A 21149-nucleotide genomic window follows, 5' to 3' on the forward strand; every position below is an offset into this window, starting at 1 on the left:
GCGCGCCACGCCTTGTCAGCCGCGGCGACCGCCGCCCTGGCGACCCTGCTGACCGGTCTTGGATTTCTGCAGTTCGTCCGCCGTGGGCGCGGCGGGCACCTGGCCCGGGGCCAGCGGCTGCACCTTGGAGCCGGGCTTGAGACGGAACTGGCCCTCGGTGACGATCTTGTCGCCCAGCTTCACGCCCTTGCTCAGCAGCACGTGGCTGTCGCCTACCTCGCTGGCGGTTTCCACCGCCTGCATCCGCACCGTGTTGTCACCCTGCACCAGGTAGACATAGTCGCCGTCCGGCCCGCGCTGCACGGCCTGCGACGGCACCACGAGACCGTCCTTCACCGTGCGCACCTTCAGCTGCACGTTGACGAACTGGCCGGGCCACAGCTGGGTCTTCTCGTTGTCGAACAGCGAGCGCAGGCGGAAGGTGCCCGTGGTCGTGTCGATGGTGTTGTCGATGACGTCCAGGTGGCCGGTGGCGATGGGATGGGCATCGACGCGATCCAGCGCGGAGACCTCAAGCTGCGACAGACCCTCGCCACCGACGGAGCTGCGCACCATGTCGAGGTTTTTCTCGGGCAGGTAGAACATCACGTAGATGGGATGCAGCTCGGTCAGGGTGACGATGGCGTCCGTGGTGGACACGATGTTGCCCGCATCCACCGAGCGGATGCCCGCCAGGCCGTCGATCGGCGCGATGACCTTGGTAAAGCCCAACTGCACCTGGGCGGCACGAATGGCGGCCTGGTCGGCGTTGGCGGTGGCCGCGGCCTGGTCGAGGCTGTTCTTCAGGTTGTCCAGGTCCTGCTTGGACACGTATTGCTGGCCGCCCTTGCTGACCAGGTTCTGCGAACGGTCGAGGTTGTTCTTCGCCGTGGCCGCGAGGGCCTGGTCCTGCTTGAGCCTCGCCACCGCCTGGTCGTAGTTCGACTGGATGGTGCGGGGATCGATCTCGGCGATCACGTCGCCCTTCTTCACTTCCTGGCCTTCCTGGAAGTTCAGCTTCATCAGCTGGCCGCCGACCTGCGGGCGCACCGTCACCGTGTTGCGCGCCTGGACGGTGCCCAGCGCGGTCAGGTAGACCGGTACATCCTGGCTGGCCACGGGAACGACCGTGACCGGCACCGGCGGCTGGTCCTTGCCCTGCCCCTCGCCGTTGGCCTGTGCACTGGCGGTGGCCGAGGAATCGCTCCCCTTGGCCCGGTGGTGGCGAGCGATGAAGAAGCCCGCGATCAGCACGACGACAACGACGGCCAGCGCGATTTTCCAGAAACGCGACATGAAACACTCCCAGGTGGATAACCGGACGACGGGTCGTTGCCGTCCGTTCGCGCGAAGATAAAGGTTCGACGACGACAATATAGGGTTACGGGAACGGCATTGAACAATGCCGGTTGACAGGGGTACAGCATGACTGACGGCACGGTTTGCCCCTCGGGGCCGTGGCCGTCGGCCCGTGAAAGGGCGTATCCGGGACCGCTGACACGTGCGGAGGTTCCGTTATACTCGCCCGGTTAGCGCCGCAACGCGGCTTGCAGGCACGCCGGAGCCCGGGGAGGGGGACGGCACACCCAAATCCAGTGGAGTGAATGCGTGAGCGGTTCTCCAAGCAAGTCCGACCAGAACTTCATGCGTCAGTTTTCGCTGCTGACGGCCGGCCTGAGCGTCCTGGCCCTCGTCCTGATGGTGGTGGCCTATATCATCTATAGCCACATCCCCAAGGACCAGGACCCGGCGGTCGCCAAGCGCACCGAAGCACGCATCGCGCCCATCGGCGCGGTCTACGCGGGCGATACCGGTCGTGCCGCCATGCAGGCCGCGCAGGATGCCGCCGCCAAGGCCGCCGCCGCACAGGTGGCCTACGGCGGCAGCACCGACGGCAAGACCATCTACGACAACCTCTGCCACAGCTGCCACACCGCCGGTGTGGCCGGCGCGCCGAAGCTGGGCGACAAGGCCGCGTGGTCGGCCCGCCTGGCCGAAGGCATCGCCACGCTGACCAAGCACGCGATCGAGGGCTACACCGGCCCCGACGGCAACCACATGCCCGCCAAGGGCGGCAATCCGTCGCTGACGGACGAGCAGGTCACCAACACCGTCAAGTGGATGGCCGACCAGGCCAAGTAAGGGCGTCCGCCGGTGGCCCCGCCATGCGCTCGGCCACCCAGTGCGCGGCAAAGGCCTGCAACTGCGGGAAGAACCGATCAAAGGTGGCCTTCAGGGCGTCGTCCTCGGCCAGCATCAGCGGCATCGCCTCGGCCAGGGGGTTGGCCCGGGACAGCCGCTGCGAGATACCACGCAGCGCCTTGCCGATGGCGGCCGCATCCCGGTAGCCCGCCGGCAGGTCGTTGGCGTCCATGTATCCCAGGAAACGCTTAAGGGCGTCAGGCAGCATCGGTGCCGCGTCGTGAAGCTCCTTGCGCAGGCCCACGGCATATCGGTCCAGCGGCTGGTCGGACCAGCGGTCGAAATCGCGTGCAAGGCAGTGATCGAACCACATGTCCAGCAGGATGCCGGCATAGCGCCGGAACGGCGGCGGCATGCGCTCACGGGCAGCGCGCACCTCGGCGTGCGAGTCGGTGAAGCTGTCGATGGCCCGGTGCAGGTAGATGCCCTGCCGCACTCGCGGCGGCAGGTGGTCGCCCGGCATACCGTGCACGAAGTCGCCCATGGCGCCGCCCAGGCGCAGCGAGGCGTCGTTCCCCGCCAGCAGCGCGTGCGCAAGCACGTTCACGGGCGTGCCCCGCCGCGTCGTGAACGGTCACCGGTTATCATGGAGGGCATGAGCGCACATCTACCTACAGCGCCGGAGCATTTTCCGGACGAGACCCTGAGCTTCGCGCTGGCCGGCCCCGCAGGCAAGCTCGAATGCGAGGCCAAACCCAGCGACGCGGAGCACCGCCGCCAGGCCGTCGCCGTCATCTGCCACCCGCTGTCCACCGACGGGGGCAGCATGCACAACAAGGTGGTGACCATGATCGAACGGTCGCTGCGTGAGTCGGGCGTGGATACGGTGATCTTCAATTTCCGCAGCGTCGGTGCCTCCGAAGGCCTGTTCGACCAAGGCATCGGTGAAAGCGAGGATCTCGCGGCGGTCGTCGGCTGGGTACGCCGGGCGCGTCCGGACGCCACGCTGTGGCTGGCGGGGTTTTCCTTCGGCAGCTACGTCACCCTGCGCAACGCGGTTCGTCTGCAGGCCGGCGCGCTGATCAGCGTGGCCCCACCCGCCGCGGGCCGCGGCTGGGACTTCTCGCAGGTGGAACTGCCGGCCTGCCCGTGGCTGGTGGTGATGGGCGACGCGGACGAGATCGTCGAGCCGCAGGCCGTCTTCGACTGGATCGAGACCTTGCCCGAAAGCCGGCGGCCGCACCTCGTGCGGATGGAAGACACCAGCCACTTCTTCCATCGGCGCCTGATGGACCTGCGCGGCGCGATCAAGAATGCGGTGAAACAGTGGCCACCGGAGCCCGACGCCGCATGAACTGTACGGAACCGACACCCGGCGAACGATACCGGGACGGCATCGCGGGCCATCGCTGGGAATCGGACCCTGCCCAGTTGCCGGTGATTGCCCAGTTCGATCGCCTGCATGCCGCCCTGTGCACGCCAGCGCCCTCTACCGGCGGCGGTCTGTTCGGTCGCCTGCGCACCCTGCTGGCCAGCGAACCGCGGCAGGCGGTGCCGGGGCTGTACCTGTGGGGCAGCGTGGGCCGTGGCAAGACCTTCCTGATGGACCTGTTCGTTTCCAGCCTCGCACCCGGCCTGGCGCTTCGTCGCCACTTCCACCGTTTCATGCTGGAAGTGCACGGCATGCTGCGCGACCTGGGCGAGCGCCAGAATCCGCTGGACGAAGTGGCCGAACGGATCGCGCTGAAGTGCCGTGTGCTTTGCCTCGACGAGTTCCTCGTCTCGGATATCGGCGACGCGATGATCCTCGCCGGCCTGCTCGACGGCCTGTTCGCGCGCGGGGTCGCCCTGGTCACCACCTCCAACACGCCGCCGCCCGGCCTGTACCGCGACGGCTTGCAACGCGCCCGCTTCCTGCCCGCCATCGCGGCGATCGAGGCGCACTGCGTCGTGCACGAAATGGTCTCCCCGCGCGACTGGCGCCTGCGCGCGCTCAGCCAGGCCTCGGTCTACCTGGTGCCCCCGGGCGTCGAGGCCGAGCTTTCGCTGGCGCGGATCTTTTCCACGCAGGCGCAAGGCGACACGGTGGACGGAGGCGCTATCGCCATCAACGGACGCGACATTCCCGTACGCAAGCGCGCCGATACCGTCGTCTGGTTCGATTTTGCCGCCTTGTGCGAGGGCCCTCGCGCCGTCGCCGACTACATCGAACTGGCGAAGGCGTACCCCACCGTCATCCTGTCCGGTGTGCCGCAATTCACCATGTTCACCGAAAACGAGGCCAAGCGTTTCGTGCTGCTGGTCGACGAGTTCTACGACCGCCACGTCAAGCTGGTGATCTCGGCCGCCGCGCCGATCACCGATATCTACGACGGCACGAAGCTGCGCGCGGAATTCGGGCGCACCGAGTCACGGCTGATCGAGATGCAGAGCGAGGACTACCTCGGGCGTGACCATAAGCCCTGATATGTCGTGGACAGTGACGGCTGGAAGGCCGCATGCTTGCAGCTTCATGCTTTACGGGCGGGCATCCCGCGCCACCTGACGAGGAACGCCATGGACCATTGCGAACTGATTCCGGGTCGCGGCATTCGCCGCGGCAACATCGATATCTTCTTCGGCATGCCACGCAAGAAGCTCCGCGAGGCCCTCGGCTGGAAGGCCGGCGGCGAGTCCCTCTGGGACGACGAAGACGAATACACCGATACCGGCGGCACCGAATGGGTCCGCCTCCGGTTCCTCGACGACAAACTCTGCGACATCGAGGTCATCGGCGGCACGCTCATCCACGAAGGCATCACTCTTTTTCCCACCGACATGCCCACGCTTCGCACCGCCTTGAAAGAAGCGCACATGGACCTGGAAAAAACAGAATGGCTTTCCGAAGGTCATGACTGCGTCGACCTGCACATCGTCGTCGCCTCGAAGAACGACGTGGGCGATGTGGGCGACGAGATCGAATGGGTCATCACCAGCAGCGATTTCCGTACCGAATGATCCAGGGCAGCCGCCTCGCGAGGCACGCCCGCACTCTAGCGGGCGTTTCGCTTGCCCTGCTGCTCACCGCCTGTGCCGGTGCACCGACCGTCGCGCCGCAACGCAGTGCGCTTGCCCACTGGACACCTTCTCCGAACTTCAACGTGCGCAAGGCGCAGCTGATCGTCCTTCACCACACGTCCATCGGTGATGCCGGTGCGGCGTTGCGTGTGTTGCGCACCCGCAACAGCGAAGGTCCGGTCAGCGCCCACTACCTGGTGGAGATGGACGGGCGTATCGACCAGCTCGTCGACGAGAGCCGGCGTGCCTGGCATGCGGGGGCGGCCCGCTGGGGCGACATGACGGATATCAACTCGTCGTCCATCGGTATCGAGATCGACAACGACGGCGTATCCCCCTTCACACCGGCCCAGATCCAGGCACTGATCGCCCTGCTCGGCGACATCACCTCACGACTGGGCATTCCCCGCCAGGCCGTGGTCGGCCATGGCGATATTGCGCCCGGTCGCAAGAACGATCCCAGCGCGCTGTTCCCCTGGGCCACGCTGGCACGCTACGGGTTCGGCCTGTGGCCCGATGCCACCCTCCTGCCGGCGCCCCCGGGCTTCGACAGCCTCGCCGCCATCCGGCTCGTGGGCTACGACGTGTCCAATCCCCGCAACGCCATCATCGCCTTCCATCGCCACTACCGCGGCATGGAGTCGCCCGCGCTTGACGCCACCGATGCGGCCATCCTCTACTCGCTGCAACGCAAGCTGATGGCTCCGCGTCAGTAGGCGAAGTCCGCGAACGCGCCAATGGCCCGCTCGACGCCTTCGTCGTCGACGTCCCGATGGGTCACCAGCCGGACCGAAGGCAGGTAACCGATGCTCAGCCGTATACCCGCTCTGGCCATGTGCGCGGCGAGATCCTTCAACCGATCCGCCGGAACGTCGACGAACACCATGTTGGTATGGCAGCCCGTGACGACAAGCCCGTCGACGGCACGCAGCCCATCGGCAAGACGGACGGCACGCGTGTGATCCTCCGCCAGGCGGGCCACGTGGTGGTCGAGCGCGTACATGCACGCGGCAGCCAGCATGCCGGCCTGGCGCCAGCCGCCGCCCGCGACCTTACGCCAGCGCCTGGCGCGCTCGATCAACGCGGCGTCGCCGAGCAACACCGAACCCACCGGCGCCCCCAGCCCCTTGGACAGGCAGACGGATACGCTGTCGAAGCCCGCCGTGACCTCGCGGGCCGGCCGACCATAGGCGATCGCCGCGTTGTAGAGGCGTGCACCGTCGAGGTGCAGGCCGAGGTTTCGGCGAGTGGCCACCTCACGCGCCTGCGCCAGGTAGTCGAAGGGCAAGGCGCGACCATGCCAGGTGTTTTCCAGCGCCAGCAGGCGTGAACGGGCGAAGTGCGGGTCCACTGGCTTGATCGCGGCCTCGACCCGGTCCAGCGGCAGCGTGCCGTCGTCGGCCTGGGGAATGGGCTGCGGCTGGATCGACCCCAGCACGGCCGCGCCGCCACCTTCGAAACGATAGGTGTGGGCGTCGGCGCCGACGATGTACTCGTCGCCGCGCTCGCAGTGGCTCATCAGCGCGAGCAGGTTGCTCTGCGTTCCGGTCGGCACGAACAGCGCGGCGGCAAAACCCAACTCGCCGGCGAGGCGTTCCTGCAGCGCATTCACGGTGGGGTCTTCGCCGTAGACGTCGTCGCCGACCGGTGCGCGCCACATGGCCTCGCGCATGGCCTCGGAGGGCTGGGTAACGGTATCGCTGCGCAGGTCGACGGTTTTCATGAGCAAGGCACGCAAGGAGATATCGGTCTCCCGATGGTACGCGAGCCGTTCACGAATCCGTAGCCGGGGCCGCGGCATCATGGAGGCATGATCACCATCGTCATGGGCGTCTCCGGCAGCGGCAAGAGCACGATCGGCGAGGGCCTGGCCATGCGGCTGGGCCAACCGTTCGTCGATGCCGATGCGCTTCACCCGCAGGCCAATCGCGGCAAGATGGCACGCGGCATTCCCCTCGACGATGCCGACCGAAAACCGTGGCTGGAAGCGATCGTCGCCGTGATGGACCGGCACCGGGCCAGCGGCGAGTCGATGGTGCTGGCGTGCTCGGCCCTGAAGCATCGCTATCGGGACGTCCTTCGCGGTGAGCATGGCGATGTGCGCTTCGTGTATCTGCATGCATCGCGCGCCCTGCTGGCCGAGCGCCTCGGCCACCGCAGTGGCCACTTCTTCGATCCGACCCTGCTGGACAGCCAGCTGGCGACGCTGGAAGAACCATCGCAGGAAGAAGCCCTGTGGGTCGACGTGGGCCTGCCGCCCGCCGAAGCCATCGAAGGCGTGATCCGGTCGGGATGCGACAGCGGCGCGGGCGTCATCGGCCGATGAGCCGGCCCGGCCTTCAGGCGCGGTAGAAGGTCGGCGGCCTGCCGAGCGCACGGCGGAACATCGTCGAGAAACTCGCCGGACTTTCGTAGCCCAGGTCCAGCGCCACCGCGGTAACGGCCTCGCCTGCGCCGAGCCGGGGCAGCGCGGCCAGCAGGCACGCCTGCTGTCGCCACTGCGCGAAACTCATCCCCGTCTCGCGACGGAACAGCCGGGTGAAGCTGCGCCGATGCATGCCGAGCCCGGCGGCCCAGTGGTCGATGCTCTCCGTCATGCGCGGCTGCTCCAGGAAGTGCGCGCAACGTGCGGCGAGTCGCCGATCGGTCGGCAAGGGCAGCGCCAGCGGGATGGTAGCGGCGCGCGCCACTTCGGCCACCAGCAGTGCCATCAGCATGCCATCCCGACCGTCGAAGTCGTACGCCGGGGGAACGTCCACCGCGGCGACCAGCAGCGCGCGCAACAACGGCGATACGGCAATCACGCGGCACGTATCACCCAGCGGCTCGGCGACCACGCGGTCGACATACACGCTGCGCGTGCTGACCGTACCGATCATCCGGACGGCATGGGGCGTGGTCGCCGGAATCCACACGGCACGCTCCGAGGGGGCCAGCCACGACCCCTGCGGCGTGGTGACAGCCAGCGTGCCCGTGGAGGCATACAGCATCTGGCCGCGCCGATGGCGATGCGCCTGCAGCTCGTACGACGACGGGTAGTCGTGGCCCCGGGACAGGACGGGGCGCGATGCCTCGTCGTGGAAGTCCCGATAGGGAATGTGCGGATTGTCCCGATCTCCACTATCCATGACCCATATCCTAGCGCGGGCCACCGGGATGGCGTGTTCTCATGGCGCTTCCCCGTTCCCAGGACCGCCCATGCAAGCGCCTGCCCGTGCCGCGTCGACCTTGCCGCGCACCGATCCGACCGTCTACGGCGTGATCTTCGCCATAAGCTTCTGCCACCTGCTCAACGACATGATGCAGTCGCTGCTGCCCGCCATCTATCCGGGCCTGAAGGCCGGCTTCCACCTGGACTTCGGCCAGATCGGCCTGATCACCCTCACCTACCAGATCACCGCCTCGATCCTGCAGCCGCTGGTGGGCCTCTATGCCGACCGCAGGCCGACACCCATGGCACTGCCCGGCGGCACGCTGTTCTCCCTCGCCGGGCTGCTGGTGTTGTCCGCGGCGCACACGTACCCGATGCTGCTCGTCGGTGCCGGGTTGCTCGGCATGGGCTCGTCGGTGTTCCATCCGGAGTCGTCGCGGGTGGCCCGGATGGCCTCGGGCGGACGCCACGGGCTGGCGCAATCGCTGTTTCAGGTGGGCGGCAACGCGGGACAGGCGCTCGGGCCTCTGGCGGCCGCGATCGTCGTGGTGCGCTGGGGTCAGTCGAGCCTAGCCTTCTTCGCGTTGCTGGCGCTGCTTTCCGGTGTCGTATTGTGGAATGTCGGGCAGTGGTACCGGCACCACGGACTGTCGCGTCTGACGGCCGGCGGGAGCAAGCCCACATCGATCGCCTCGAGCAGCGCGGATGCACGGCGGGGTATCGCCGTGCTGCTGGCGCTGATCTTTTCCAAATACGTTTACCTGGCCAGCCTGACCAGCTACTTCACCTTCTACCTGATCCACCGTTTCAACGTGTCGGTGCAGAACGCGCAGCTGCACCTGTTCGTGTTCCTGGCCGCGGTGGCGGCGGGCACGTTGCTGGGCGGACCGCTGGGCGATCGCTTCGGGCGCAAGCGGGTCATCTGGTTCTCCATCCTGGGCACACTGCCGTTCACGCTGCTGCTGCCGCACGCCAGCCTGTTCTGGACCGCGCCGCTCACCGTGGCGATCGGGCTGATCCTGGCGTCGGCGTTTCCGGCGATCGTGGTGTTCGCGCAGGAACTGGTACCGGGCAAGGTCGGCATGATCTCCGGCCTGTTCTTCGGTTTTTCGTTCGGGATGGGTGGCCTCGGCGCGGCCGGGCTGGGCGAACTGGCCGACCATGTCGGCATCGAGGCGGTCTACCGGATCTGCGCTTTCCTGCCGCTGATCGGCCTGCTGGCGGCCTTCCTGCCGGACCCGCGGAAAGCGAGCGCCGCCAGGGCGTGAATCGATGCATGGGCCGCCACCTGCACGATGGCGGCCCATGCATCCAGGCGAGCTTACTTGGGCAACGCGTAGGCGATGACCCAATCGCCCTGTTTCGTACCGAGCGAGCCGTGACCGCCGGCGACCACCAGCAGGTACTGGCGACCGCTGCTGTCGGCATAGGTCATGGGTGTGGCCTGACCACCGGCGGGCAGGCGCGACTCCCACAGCTTCTTGCCGGTGCGCACGTCGTAGCCGCGCACGTAGTAATCCAGCGTGCCGCTGAGGAAGGTGACGCCACCGGCGGTGGTCACCATGCCGCCCAGGCTGGGCACGCCCAGCGGCATGGGGATCGGCAGCGGCGCGCTGTCGACGATGGTGCCGTTCTTGTGTCGCCACATCATCTTGCCGCTGCGCAGGTCCACACCCGCGACATAGCCCCACGGCGGTGCCTGGCAGGGGATGCCCAGCGGCGAGAGGAACGGCGACAGTTCGATGCCGTAAGGAATGCCCTTGGCCTGCTTGACGCCCTCGGTCTCGCTCTTGGCCGGCCCGACTTCCATCTTGGCCAGTTCTTCCTTGGGGATCAGCTTGGACTGGAACGCCATGTAGCTGGGATTGATCAGCATCAGCTGTCGGGTCGGGTCGACGGACACGCCGCCCCAGTCGAACACGCCGAAGTTACCCGGGAACACCAGCGAGCCCTGCAACGACGGCGGGGTGAACATGCCGTCGTAGCGCAGCGAGCGGAAGCGCACGCGGCACCAGAGCTGGTCCAGGGGCGTAGTGCCCCACATGTCCTGCTCGCGCACCTGCGGCGGGGCGAAGTTGAGGTCGGACAGCGGCTGGGTCGGCGCGGTGTGATCGCCCGGCACCGCACCCTGCGGACGCGGTACTTCCTGGATCGGCACGATCGGCGTGCCGTCGCGGCGGTCGAGCACGTAGATGCTGCCCTGCTTGGTCGAGGCGACCACGGCCGGCTTCATGCCATCGGCGGTCTGCAGGTCGACCAGGGTCGGCTGGCCGCCGACGTCCATGTCCCAGAGGTCGTGGTGGGTGAACTGGTAGTTCCACTTCACCTTGCCGGTGGCGACATCGAGGGCGACAAGCCCCGCACCGTACTTTTCCGACGTGGGCGTACGACCACCACCGAACTGGTCCGGCGTCTGGTTGCCCATCGGCAGGTACACGATGCCCAGGGCTTCATCGACGCTGAAGAGCGACCAGACGTTGGGCGAGTTGCGCGTGTAGACACCATCCGGACCGATCGGTGCGGTGTCGTCCGGCTTGCCCGGGTCCCAGTTCCAGACCAGGTGGCCGTCGTGCACATCGAACGCGCGAATCACGCCGGACGGCTCGTTGGTCGACTCGTTGTCGGTGACATGGCCGCCGATGATGACCAGGTCCTTCGTGACCGCCGGCGGCGACGTGGAGTAATAGCCACCCGGGGTGAACGGGCCGACGTTGGCGCGCAGGTTCACCGTACCGTCCTGGCCGAAATCGCCGCAGGGCTGGCCATTGTCCGCGTTCAGCGCGATAAGGCGGGCGTCGGCGGTGGGCAGGAACAGCCGGCGGGGGCACGCCGCGGTGGCGATGGCCGACGGGGGCAGCGGCGCCGTCGAGGCGACCGCCGGGACGCCGGCCGCGGTGGTGGCGGGTGCCGGAATCACGGCCGCCGCATAGCGGGCGTCGTCGTGATACGACACGCCACGGCAGGTCATGTGTTCCCAATGCTTGAAGCCGACCGGGCTCTGTATCTTCGGGTCGAATTCCCAGCGTTTTTCACCGGTGGCGGCGTTCACCGCGATCACCTTGCTGTGCGGCGTGCACAGGTACACGGTGTCGCCGATCTTCAGCGGGGTGTTCTCGGAGGTCGTCTCGGTCGGATCGTCCGGACCCGGGCGATCGCCGGTCTGGATCTTCCAGGCGACCTGCAGCTGGCCGACGTTGTCCGGGGTGATCTGGGTCAGTGGCGAGTAGCGCTGGCCGTAGGGCGAGCCGCCGTAATCGGTCCAGTCGCCATCCGGTCGCGCGGCACGGTCGCCCTGCGGTCCGGACACATCGGCCATGGGCAGTTCGCCCGGCATGTCGTTCGATACATGCACCGCGCCGACGATACCGACGACGGTCGCGATGAGCAGGGATACGAAGAGGAAGCCGCCGCCGGTGCCGCGCGAACGGCCGTCGAAGCGCTCACGGCCCAGCCCACGACGGGGCCAGGGCAGCAGCAGCCAAAGGCCGAGCGCGAACCAGACATCCAGGCGGGGCAGCAGCTGCCAGAAGTCCCAGCGCACTTCCCACACGGCCCAGCCCGTGGTCGCGATCAGCAACAGCGCGTAGATCGGCACGGCGAGGCGCACGCGGAACAGCAGCAGGGCCGCCACGAGCAGAGTGACCGCACCGGATGCCAGGTAATAGACAGAGCCGCCCTCACCGAAGAGTCGGATGCCGCCCAACAGCATGACGGTGCCCCAGAGGGCAAAAACCAGCGCGCTGAACAGCGTCGCCGGGTGGTATCTCCTGACTCGATTCATCCGAACTCACTCAATTGGCGTGGGTCCTCCCCCAATCGCTAGGGTCGTGCAGCGGCCGTGAATCCAAGGTGCAGGTGAGCCAGGCCACCGGCTGCCCGGCCTAGGTGCCCGCCGCCAGTTCGGCGATCATGGCTTCACGCATGAGGTATTTCTGAACCTTGCCGGTGACCGTCATGGGGAAGGCATCGACGAAGCGCACGTGGTGCGGCACCTTGAAGTACGCCAGGTGCTTGCGGCAGAAGTCCTGCACCGAGGCCGCCGTGGCCGGCGAGCCGTCGCGCAGGCGAATCCAGGCGCACACCTGTTCGCCCAGCCGCGCGTCGGGCACGCCGAACACCTGCACGTCCTGGATGTCGGGGTGGCCGTAGAGGAATTCCTCGATCTCGCGCGGATAGATGTTCTCGCCACCGCGGATGATCATGTCCTTCAAACGGCCGACGATGGTGCAGTAGCCCTCCTCGTCCAGCATCGCCAGATCACCGGTATGCATCCAGCGCGCGTCGTCGAGGGCCGCCCGGCTGGCGCCGTCGTCGCCCCAGTAGCCCCGCATCACCGAATAGCCGCGCGTCAGCAGCTCGCCGGTGGTGCCACGGGGCACCACCCCGCCCTGCTCGTCGACGATCTTCACTTCCACATGCGGATGCACACGGCCCACGGTTGCCACACGCACGTCCAGCGGGTCGTCGGGTGTGGTCTGGAAGCTGACCGGGCTGGTCTCGGTCATGCCATAAGCGATGGTCACCTCGTTCATGTGCATCTCGCGCACCACGCGGCGCATCACCTCGATGGGACACGGCGAACCGGCCATGATGCCGGTGCGCAGCGTGCCCAGGTCGAACTCGTGGAAACGCGGGTGTTCCAGTTCGGCGATGAACATCGTGGGCACGCCGTGCAGGCCCGTGCAGCGTTCCTCGGACACCGTCTGCAAGGTGGCCAGCGCATCGAAGCCCTCCCCCGGTATGACCATGCAGGCACCGTGGGTCACGCAGGCCAGGTTGCCCAGCACCATGCCGAAGCAGTGGTAGAAGGGCACCGGGATACACAGGCGGTCCTCTTCGGTAAGACGCATGGCCTCACCGATGAAGAAGCCGTTGTTGACGATGTTGTGGTGGGTCAGCGTGGCGCCCTTGGGCGCACCCGTGGTGCCCGAGGTGAACTGGATGTTCACCGGATCGTCGAAGCCGAGTGCCGGCTCGATCGCCGCCAGCCGTGCGCGCGCCGCGTTGTCGGCGCGCAGGTCCGCCCAGCACAGGGCACCGGGCGCGGCTTCGTCGTCCAGCAGGATCACGTGGCGCAGGTCGGGCAGTGCCGCGGCACGCAGCCCGCCGGGTATCGCCGTGGCCATCTCCGGCGCCAGCCCGGAAAGGATCTCCAGGTAATGCGAACTACGGAACGCCCGGGGTAGGATCAGCGCGCGGCAGCCCACCTTGTTGAGGGAATAGGCCAGTTCGTGCGAACGGTAGGCGGGGTTGATGTTGACCAGCACCAGGCCCGCCTTGGGCGCGGCGAACTGGGCGACCACCCACTCCGCGCGGTTGGGCGCCCAGATACCGACGCGCTCGCCCGGCTCCAGGCCCAGCGCCAACAGGCCGGCGGCCACACGGGTTACCTCGTCATGGAACTCGCGGTAGCTCCAGCGCACGCCTTGCTGGCGGACCACCAGCGCGGGTCGCTCCGGCCAGCGCGTGGCCACGCGGTCGAGCAGCGCGCCGACCGTTTCGCCCAGCAGGGGCGTAGCGCTGGCACCGTGGACGTAGCTGGGGATGGATGCCATGGAAGTCTCCGGGTCGATACGTCGGCCACCAGCATAAGCGACACCATCGCACGTCGGGACGATCGGCAAGGCCACCACGGCCTCTGTCGCAACGAACGGGCGTATCGCGGAAACGGAAACGCGAACTGACACCCCGTGGACGGCACATGGACGTTTGGTTCGTAAACCTCGTGATCTCCCTGCACCCCACGAGGACACCACCATGGCCGATGCCGTGAATGACCCGTATGCCATGCGCGACCCGCGTACGCAGTATCCACAGCCGGAATTCGCCCGGCAGCCGCAGCCGGCACCGGGCCTGGCCGCCGAGATGTCACCGAAGCCGGACCACGGCGAAACCAGCTACCGCGGCAACGGTCGCCTGAAGGGCCGCAAGGCGCTGGTGACCGGCGGCGACTCGGGGATCGGCCGCGCCGCCGCCATCGCCTTCGCGCGCGAAGGCGCCAGCGTGGTCATCAACTACCTGCCGTCCGAGCAGAAGGATGCGGATGAAGTGGTCGCCCTGCTCACGGGCGAGGGCCACACGGTGATCGCGGTACCGGGCGACCTCGCCGACGAAGCGTTCTGCAAGGAGCTGGTGCAGCGAAGCGTGAAGGAACTGGGTGGCCTGGATATCCTGGCCAACGTCGCGGGACGCCAGCAGTTCAGCCCCTCCATCGACGAACTGGACAGCGCCTCGTTCGAAGCCACCTTCCGTACCAACGTGTTCGCCTTGTTCTGGCTGACCAAGGCCGCGGTGCCGCACATGCCGCCGGGCGCCGCCATCGTCAACACGGCCTCGATCCAGGCCTACCAGCCCTCCGACATCCTGCTCGACTATGCCTCCACCAAGGCGGCCATCGTCGCCTTCACCAAGGCCCTGGCGAAGCAGCTGGCCGAGAAGGGCATCCGCGTGAACGCGGTGGCGCCCGGCCCGGTCTGGACGCCGCTGCAACCCAGTGGCGGCCAGCCGCAGGAGAAGGTGGTGGAGTTCGGCAAGAGCGTTCCGTTGGGCCGCCCGGGCCAACCGGTGGAATGCGCGCCGTTGTACGTGCTGCTCGCCAGCCAGGAAGCCAGCTTCATCACCGGGGAAACCTACGGCGTTACCGGCGGCAACATGCTGCCCTGAGGCCGGAGGCGCGCGTGACCACCGCCGACAGGGGCGTGCAACGCGCTCCTGTCGGCGGGACAGGACTCACGTGCGCACGATGCGCCCCAGCGCGTCCATCAGGTCGGCCACGCCATACGGCTTGATGATGATCGTGGTGCGATCGTCACGCGTGACGCCGTTGGCCATGTGGTCGCCGGTGGCGTAGATCACGGGAAGGTCGGGCTGCGTCTCGCGCAGGCGCTCGGCCACGTCCACGCCGCTCATGCCGGGCAGGCCCACATCGGCCAGCAGCACGTCGATGGCTTCGGCCCCATGCACGCGCAGGGCTTCGTTGCCGTCGCCCGCCTCGAAGGCGGTGTGCCCACGGCTTTCCAGCATCTCGCTGATGGACATGCGAATAAGGGCATCGTCTTCCAGCACCAGTACACGCAGCGGTTCCGGCGCGCTGGCGACCGGGGCCGGCGCCAGCGGGGCCGTGACCACCTCGGCGAGGGTGCGCGGCATGCGTGTGCCCAGCACCTGCCGGACGCGACGGGCCAGTTGCTCGCGCGTGTACGGCTTGCTGAGCAGTTCGACGCCTTCGTCCAGGCGACCGCCATGCACGATGGCGTTTTCCGTATATCCGGAGGTGAACAGCACGGCGATGCCGGGCTGGCGCTCGACCGCCTTGCGTGCCAGTGCGGGACTGCGCAACGGGCCCGGCATCACCACGTCGGTGAACAGCAGGTCGATGGCGATACCGCTTTCGATGATCGACAGCGCGCTTTCAGCGTCGCGTGCCTTGAGCACGCGATAGCCGAGTTCGGCGAGCATGCCCACCACCGTTTCGCGCACGGCTTCATCGTCCTCGGCCACGAGGATGGTCTCGTCACCGCCACGGATGGCTTCTTCTTCAATCGCCACGATACGATCCTCGCTCTGCGTCGACCGGGGCAGGTAGATTTTCACCGTGGTGCCCTCGCCCGGTTCGCTGTACACCTTGATATGGCCACCGGATTGCTTGACGAAGCCGTAGACCATCGACAGTCCCAGTCCCGTGCCGCGACCTTCCGGCTTGGTGGTGAAGAAGGGGTCGAACACCTTGTCGAGGATGTCGGCGGGAATGCCACTGCCGGTATCGGTCACGGCAAGCATCACGTATTGCCCCGGACGCAGGTCGCCGTGGGTCTTGGCATAACTGTCGTCCAGCAACGCGTTGCCGGCCTCGACCGTGAGCTTGCCCTGGCCACTCATCGCGTCGCGCGCGTTGATCGCCAGGTTGAGCAGCGCGTTCTCGACGTTGGACGGATCGATCAGCGTGTTCCACAGGCCGCCGGCAATCACGGTCTCCACCTCGATCGCCTCGCCCAGCGCCCGGCGCAGCAGTTCGTCCATATCGCGCACGAAGCGGCCGATGTTGACCACCTTGGGCGCCAGCGGCTGGCGACGACCGAAGGCGAGCAGCTGGGCGGCCAGCTTGGAGCCACGGGTGACGCCCGCCATGGCGTTGGCCACGCGACGCTCCGCACGCTCGTTGCCGGACACGTCGGTGCCGAGCAACTGCAGGTTACCGCTGATCACCTGTAGCAGGTTGTTGAAATCGTGGGCCACACCCCCGGTGAGGTTGCCGATCGCATCCATCTTCTGCGCCTGGCGTAGTTGCTCCTGGGCGGCATCCAGTTCCGCGTCGCGCGCACGCTCGGTCGTGACGTCTCGGGCCACGGCGAAGATCATGCCGTCGCTGGGAACCGCCCGCCATGACAACTGGCGAAAACCGCCGTCGGCCGTGCGATAGCGGTTCTCGAAGCGCAGCGTGGCCACGCCGTCGGCCAATTGCCCGGTTTCCTCGCCCGTGCGGTCGGTGTCCTCCGGATGCACGAAATCCAGGTACGAGCGCCCCAGGGTCTCGCGCTCGCTCCAGCCGAGGATCGCGGTCCATGCCGGGTTGACCGACAGCAGGCGCGTGTCCGCATCGGCGACGAGCAGGATGTCGCTGGACAGGCGCCAGATACGGTCGCGCTCGAAGGTGCGTTCCGTCACCTGCCGCTCCAGGCTCTGGGCCAGTTGTTGCAGCTCCGCCTCGGCCCGACGCCGCTCGACGGCGACGCGGGTGCGGTTGCCCACCTCGCGGACGAAGGCAATCTCTTCCTCCGGCCACTCGCGCGGGCCTTCATGGTTGAGATAAAGCAAGGCCACCACGCCGCCGCGCTCGGTCACCGGCATGTTGATGAAGGACACCGCGCTGATGGCGGCCAGGGCATCCGCCGTGCGCAGGGTGCGCGGGTCCTGGTAGGCGTCGGTGACCACGGCGGTGCGACCGGCCTTGATATCGTCGATGTACGAGCCGTAATCGCGGAAGTTCAGGATGCCGGCGAGCGTGCGGATTCCCGGGGCGTTCCAGTCGCGATCGACCGTGATGGTTTCCGCCACCGTGTCCACCGTGCCGTAACCGGCGCGGCTGACCCGAAGCGTGCGACCCAACACCTCGGCCACCCGATAGGCGATGTCGGCCGGGTCTTCCAGGTCGCGAAGCAGGTTACCGACCTCGATCAGGGCCAGTCGGCGTTCTTCGGCGCCGCCAGCGTCACCGGGCATATCGCCGGTCGGGTAGACACCGACCATGAACACCGGCTCGCCCTCCAGGGGGCGTCGCCAGGGCTCGACCGACACCCGCCACGCGGCGCCGTCGACCGCGGTCAGTGCGATGTCGCGAACGCCCTCGATGCGGCCAGCGGCCAGCAGGGAGGTCAGGCGTGCCCGGCTGTTTTCCGCCCACCAGTCCAGGAAACCCTGGCCCATGCCGTCGCGAAGCCGCGCGGTCATCCAGGCATTGGCGTACAGGAGCTCCCCTGTCGCCGAAACAGCCGTGAAGCCGAACGGCAGTGCGTCGAACGCATGGGTGACCAGGGCGTGTTCCTGCAACGCGAACGTAGATGGCATCGAGCGAGCGGTCATAGGGCGGATCGCAGATGTTAAAGGTTCGGAGCCATGCACTTTGTGTAGGCCGTCTTCACGGAACGGTCATGCCGTCATCGGGAAATCGGCCTGTGGGGGGTTGCAAAAAAATGACTCCCGGCGGATCAAGCACATAGCTCGCTTACCCTATATCTTGTGTTGACGGTACCGGGAACCAGCTATATGGTGTGTCCCGTTGGTGTCCGAAGAGGCGCGACTGCCCGTCGGACTTAATAGGGAATCCGGTGTAAATCCGGGACTGCCCCGCAGCGGTAAGTGGAAACGAACCCGTCACACGCACTGGTCCCCCCGTGGGATTGGGAAGCGACGGCTAGGCCGGACCCGAAAGGTGTCCCCGTCCACGAAGTCCGAAGACCTGCCAACAGCTGTCGCCCCGCCAGGCGTCGGTTTTTGTGGTGACGGCTTCCGCGGGGAGGCGCGTCGCGGTCCGGAGCCCCTGATGGCGTGCTCCGACGCGACCCTTTTCCGCCGGCCCACCGCTTCGAGCCCCGTCCGAGGGAACGGGAGTTTGAACCGAGCCCTGGGGCACGCCTTACATGACCACGATGGAATCCGCCGCGCGCGAGCGCACCGAAGCAGCCGATACGGCCGTCACCTCCTCCGCCCCGGCGGACAAGGCACCCGCTGCCGGCTACCGCAACGAGCCGCCGCCGGCGTTCGCCCTGACCCCGCCGCACAACCCCGGCCAGATGCGCGTCACCAAGCGCAACGGCGGCCAGGAAGCCGTCGACGTGAACAAGATCGTGCGCGCGGTGACCCGCAGCGCCGATGGCCTGTTCGCGGTAGACCCGATGCGCGTGGCGCTGAAGACCATCGGCGGCCTGTACGACGGCGCCACCACCCAGGAGCTGGACCAGCTGTCGATCCGCACCTCCGCGGCGCTCACCGCCGAGGAACCGGAGTACGGCCAGCTGGCCGCGCGCCTGCTGGCCGCCTTCGTCGACAAGGAAGTGTCCGGCCAGGACATCCAGTCGTTCTCGCAGTCGATCAGCACCGGCTTCGAGCTGGGCATCCTCAACGAGCGCCTGCGCGACTTCGTGCTGGTCAACGCACGCAAGCTCAACGATGCCATCGACACCACCGGCTCGCGCCGCTTCGAATACTTCGGCCTGCGCACGGTCTACGACCGCTACCTGCTGCGCCACCCGACCCGGCGCTTCGTCATCGAGACGCCGCAGTACTTCTTCATGCGCATCGCTTGCGCGCTCGGCGGCAACGACGTGGCCGAGACGCTCGAGCTGTATCGCATGCTGTCGTCGCTGGAATACCTGGCCAGCTCGCCCACCCTGTTCAACGCCGGCACGGCGCACGAGCAGCTGTCATCGTGCTTCCTGCTGGACTCGCCGCAGGATGCGCTGGAGTCGATCTACGCCAAGTACGGCGACGTGGCCCAGCTGTCCAAGTTCGCCGGCGGCATCGGCCTGGCCTATTCGCGTATCCGCTCGCGCGGCTCGCTGATCAAGGGCACCAACGGTCATTCCAACGGCCTGGTGCCGTGGCTGAAGACCCTGGATGCGTCGGTGGCCGCGGTGAACCAGGGCGGCAAGCGCAAGGGCGCCGCCTGCGTGTACCTGGAAAGCTGGCATGCGGATATCGAGGAATTCCTCGAGCTGCGTGAGAACACCGGCGACGACGCGCGCCGCACGCACAACCTCAACCTGGCCAACTGGGTGCCGGATCTGTTCATGCGCCGCGTCGAGACCGACGGCGACTGGTCGCTGTTCGACCCGAAGATCGTGCCGCACTTCGTCGACACCTGGGGCGCCACCTTCGACGCCGCCTACGAGAAGGCCGAGGCCGAGGGCCTGGCCGTCAAGTCGATCAAGGCGCGCGAGCTGTATGCCCGCATGCTGCGTTCGCTGGCGCAGACCGGCAACGGCTGGATGACGTTCAAGGATCGTTCCAACGCCACCAGCAACCAGACCGCGCGTCCGGAAAACGTCATCCACCTGTCCAACCTGTGCACCGAGATCCTCGAAGTCACCTCCGAGGGCGAAACCGCCGTGTGCAACCTGGGTTCGGTGAACCTGGCACGCCACGTGGTGGACGGCCAGTTCGATTACGACAAGCTCGCCACCACGGTGCGTACCGCCGTTCGCCAGCTGAACCGCGTGATCGACCTCAACTTCTATCCGATCGCCACGGCGAAGACGGCGAACATGAAGTGGCGTCCGGTTGGGCTTGGCGTCATGGGCCTGCAGGACGTCTTCTTCAAGCTCCGCCTGCCCTTCGACTCCGTGGAAGCGCTGAAGCTGTCGTCGCGCATCCAGGAAGAGATCTACTTCCACGCGCTGTCGATGTCCAACGAGATCGCCGAGCGCGACGGTGCCCACCCGGGCTTCGAGGAAACCCGCGCCGCCAACGGCGAGCTGCAGTTCGACTACTGGCCTGCCGCCACGCCGACCGACGTCGACGGCCGCTGGGCCGAACTGCGCGAGAAGATCAAGGCGAAGGGCCTGCGCAATTCGCTGGTCATCGCCATCGCGCCGACCGCCACCATCGCCTCGATCGCCGGCTGCTACGAGTGCATCGAGCCGCAGGTGTCCAACCTGTTCAAGCGCGAGACGCTCTCGGGCGATTTCCTGGTGGTGAACCGTTACCTGGTGGACGAGCTGAAGACGCTGGGCCTGTGGACCGCCGAAGTGCGCGACCAGATCAAGCTCGCCGAAGGCTCCGTCCAGGGCATCACGTCCATCCCGGCCGCGCTGCGCGAGGTGTATCGCACCACGTGGGAACTGCCGCAGAAGGCCCTGATCGACCTGGCCGCCTCCCGCGGCGCCTACATCGACCAGAGCCAGTCGCTGAACCTGTTCATGGAAAACCCGAACATCGGCCAGCTGTCGTCCATGTACATGTACGCCTGGAAGTCCGGCATCAAGACGACGTACTACCTGCGTTCGCGTCCCGCCACCCGCATCACCAAGACCACGGTCAGCTCGTCGTCGGCCGCGCTGCCCACGGCCGGTGCGCCGGCGGTAGCCGATGCGCAGGAACAGGCCGAAGCCGCGGTGTTCTGCTCGCTCGAGAACCCTGAATACTGCGAAGCCTGCCAGTAACCAGACAACCCATGTAGGAGCGCACGCTGTGCGCGAAAAACCAACAAAGCGATAAAGCGGTAACGCTGCTCTGGATCAGGCGGCAACACCGCCTTGTTGGCTTTTCGCGCACAGCGTGCGCTCCTACCCGCCCTGGCACGAGCGTGCCGGGGGCGATCATCTTC

The 21149-nt window shown here is 67.2% G+C and carries 16 protein-coding genes and 1 riboswitch; of the genes, 9 read left to right on the forward strand and 7 right to left on the reverse strand.

Annotation, left to right across the window (positions count from 1 at the left end):
* Positions 1–15: 15 nt before the first annotated feature.
* Entirely contained in the window at positions 16–1275 is a 1260-nt protein-coding gene (locus AB8808_RS19390; protein ID WP_369931148.1) for an efflux RND transporter periplasmic adaptor subunit, read from the reverse strand.
* A gap of 348 nt (positions 1276–1623) precedes the next feature.
* Between AB8808_RS19390 and AB8808_RS19395 the strand changes: the two genes are divergently transcribed.
* Positions 1624–2121 (forward strand): c-type cytochrome, encoded by a 498-nt coding sequence (locus AB8808_RS19395; RefSeq protein WP_369931292.1) that lies wholly within the window; start codon positions 1624–1626, stop codon positions 2119–2121.
* On the opposite strand, the gene AB8808_RS19400 is transcribed toward AB8808_RS19395, so the two are convergent.
* The gene (locus tag AB8808_RS19400; protein WP_369931149.1) at positions 2093–2728 is read right to left on the reverse strand and encodes an acyl carrier protein phosphodiesterase; all 636 of its coding nucleotides are present in this window, start codon (positions 2726–2728) and stop codon (positions 2093–2095) included. The two genes, AB8808_RS19395 and AB8808_RS19400, sit on opposite strands and share 29 nt — an antisense overlap.
* 48 nt (positions 2729–2776) lie before the next feature.
* Here AB8808_RS19400 and AB8808_RS19405 point away from each other — a divergent pair, with 48 nt between their 5' ends.
* The 4 genes from AB8808_RS19405 (at position 2777) to AB8808_RS19420 (ending at position 5894) form a co-directional block, all read left to right on the forward strand.
* Positions 2777–3475, forward strand: a complete 699-nt coding sequence (locus AB8808_RS19405; protein WP_369931150.1) for an alpha/beta hydrolase — start codon at positions 2777–2779, stop codon at positions 3473–3475.
* Positions 3472–4587, forward strand: coding sequence for a cell division protein ZapE (gene zapE / locus AB8808_RS19410; RefSeq protein ID WP_369931151.1), 1116 nt, complete (start codon positions 3472–3474; stop codon positions 4585–4587). The genes AB8808_RS19405 and zapE overlap by 4 nt, the downstream gene beginning before the upstream one ends.
* 90 nt (positions 4588–4677) lie before the next feature.
* The gene (locus AB8808_RS19415; protein WP_369931152.1) at positions 4678–5118 is read left to right on the forward strand and encodes a hypothetical protein; all 441 of its coding nucleotides are present in this window, start codon (positions 4678–4680) and stop codon (positions 5116–5118) included.
* Positions 5115–5894: an N-acetylmuramoyl-L-alanine amidase gene (locus AB8808_RS19420; protein WP_369931153.1), complete on the forward strand. Its 780-nt coding sequence runs from the start codon at positions 5115–5117 to the stop codon at positions 5892–5894. Before AB8808_RS19415 ends, AB8808_RS19420 begins: the two co-directional genes overlap by 4 nt.
* Here AB8808_RS19420 and ltaE read toward each other — a convergent pair.
* Positions 5888–6901, reverse strand: coding sequence for a low-specificity L-threonine aldolase (gene ltaE, locus AB8808_RS19425; protein WP_369931293.1), 1014 nt, complete (start codon positions 6899–6901; stop codon positions 5888–5890). The two genes, AB8808_RS19420 and ltaE, sit on opposite strands and share 7 nt — an antisense overlap.
* An 87-nt stretch (positions 6902–6988) precedes the next feature.
* On the opposite strand from ltaE, the gene AB8808_RS19430 reads away from it, so the two are divergent.
* Positions 6989–7504 (forward strand): gluconokinase, encoded by a 516-nt coding sequence (locus AB8808_RS19430; protein ID WP_369931154.1) that lies wholly within the window; start codon positions 6989–6991, stop codon positions 7502–7504.
* Positions 7505–7517: 13 nt separating this feature from the next.
* Here AB8808_RS19430 and AB8808_RS19435 read toward each other — a convergent pair whose 3' ends face one another.
* Positions 7518–8306 carry an AraC family transcriptional regulator gene (locus AB8808_RS19435; protein WP_369931155.1) on the reverse strand — a complete coding sequence of 263 codons (789 nt, stop codon included), beginning with the start codon at positions 8304–8306 and terminating at the stop codon, positions 7518–7520.
* A gap of 70 nt (positions 8307–8376) precedes the next feature.
* Between AB8808_RS19435 and AB8808_RS19440 the strand changes: the two genes are divergently transcribed.
* A complete protein-coding gene (locus tag AB8808_RS19440; protein WP_369931156.1) occupies positions 8377–9597 on the forward strand; it encodes an MFS transporter in 1221 nt (406 codons plus the stop codon).
* 53 nt (positions 9598–9650) lie between these two features.
* Here AB8808_RS19440 and AB8808_RS19445 read toward each other — a convergent pair whose 3' ends face one another.
* Positions 9651–12110, reverse strand: coding sequence for a membrane-bound PQQ-dependent dehydrogenase, glucose/quinate/shikimate family (locus tag AB8808_RS19445; RefSeq protein ID WP_369931157.1), 2460 nt, complete (start codon positions 12108–12110; stop codon positions 9651–9653).
* A 100-nt stretch (positions 12111–12210) separates the two neighbouring features.
* On the reverse strand, positions 12211–13884 hold the full coding sequence (locus tag AB8808_RS19450; RefSeq protein WP_369931159.1) for an AMP-binding protein: 1674 nt from the start codon (positions 13882–13884) through the stop codon (positions 12211–12213).
* A gap of 202 nt (positions 13885–14086) precedes the next feature.
* Between AB8808_RS19450 and AB8808_RS19455 the strand changes: the two genes are divergently transcribed.
* Positions 14087–14992 carry an SDR family oxidoreductase gene (locus AB8808_RS19455; RefSeq protein ID WP_369931160.1) on the forward strand — a complete coding sequence of 302 codons (906 nt, stop codon included), beginning with the start codon at positions 14087–14089 and terminating at the stop codon, positions 14990–14992.
* A 66-nt stretch (positions 14993–15058) separates the two neighbouring features.
* Here AB8808_RS19455 and AB8808_RS19460 read toward each other — a convergent pair whose 3' ends face one another.
* Positions 15059–17893 (reverse strand): hybrid sensor histidine kinase/response regulator, encoded by a 2835-nt coding sequence (locus AB8808_RS19460; RefSeq protein ID WP_369931162.1) that lies wholly within the window; start codon positions 17891–17893, stop codon positions 15059–15061.
* 195 nt (positions 17894–18088) lie between these two features.
* A riboswitch (cobalamin riboswitch) is annotated at positions 18089–18306 on the forward strand.
* A 159-nt stretch (positions 18307–18465) separates the two neighbouring features.
* Here AB8808_RS19460 and AB8808_RS19465 point away from each other — a divergent pair.
* A complete protein-coding gene (locus AB8808_RS19465; protein ID WP_369931163.1) occupies positions 18466–20985 on the forward strand; it encodes a ribonucleoside-diphosphate reductase subunit alpha in 2520 nt (839 codons plus the stop codon).
* Positions 20986–21149: the final 164 nt, after the last annotated feature.

It is taken from the genome of Xanthomonas sp. NCPPB 2632, assembly GCF_041228075.2.
Classification (GTDB): domain Bacteria; phylum Pseudomonadota; class Gammaproteobacteria; order Xanthomonadales; family Rhodanobacteraceae; genus Luteibacter.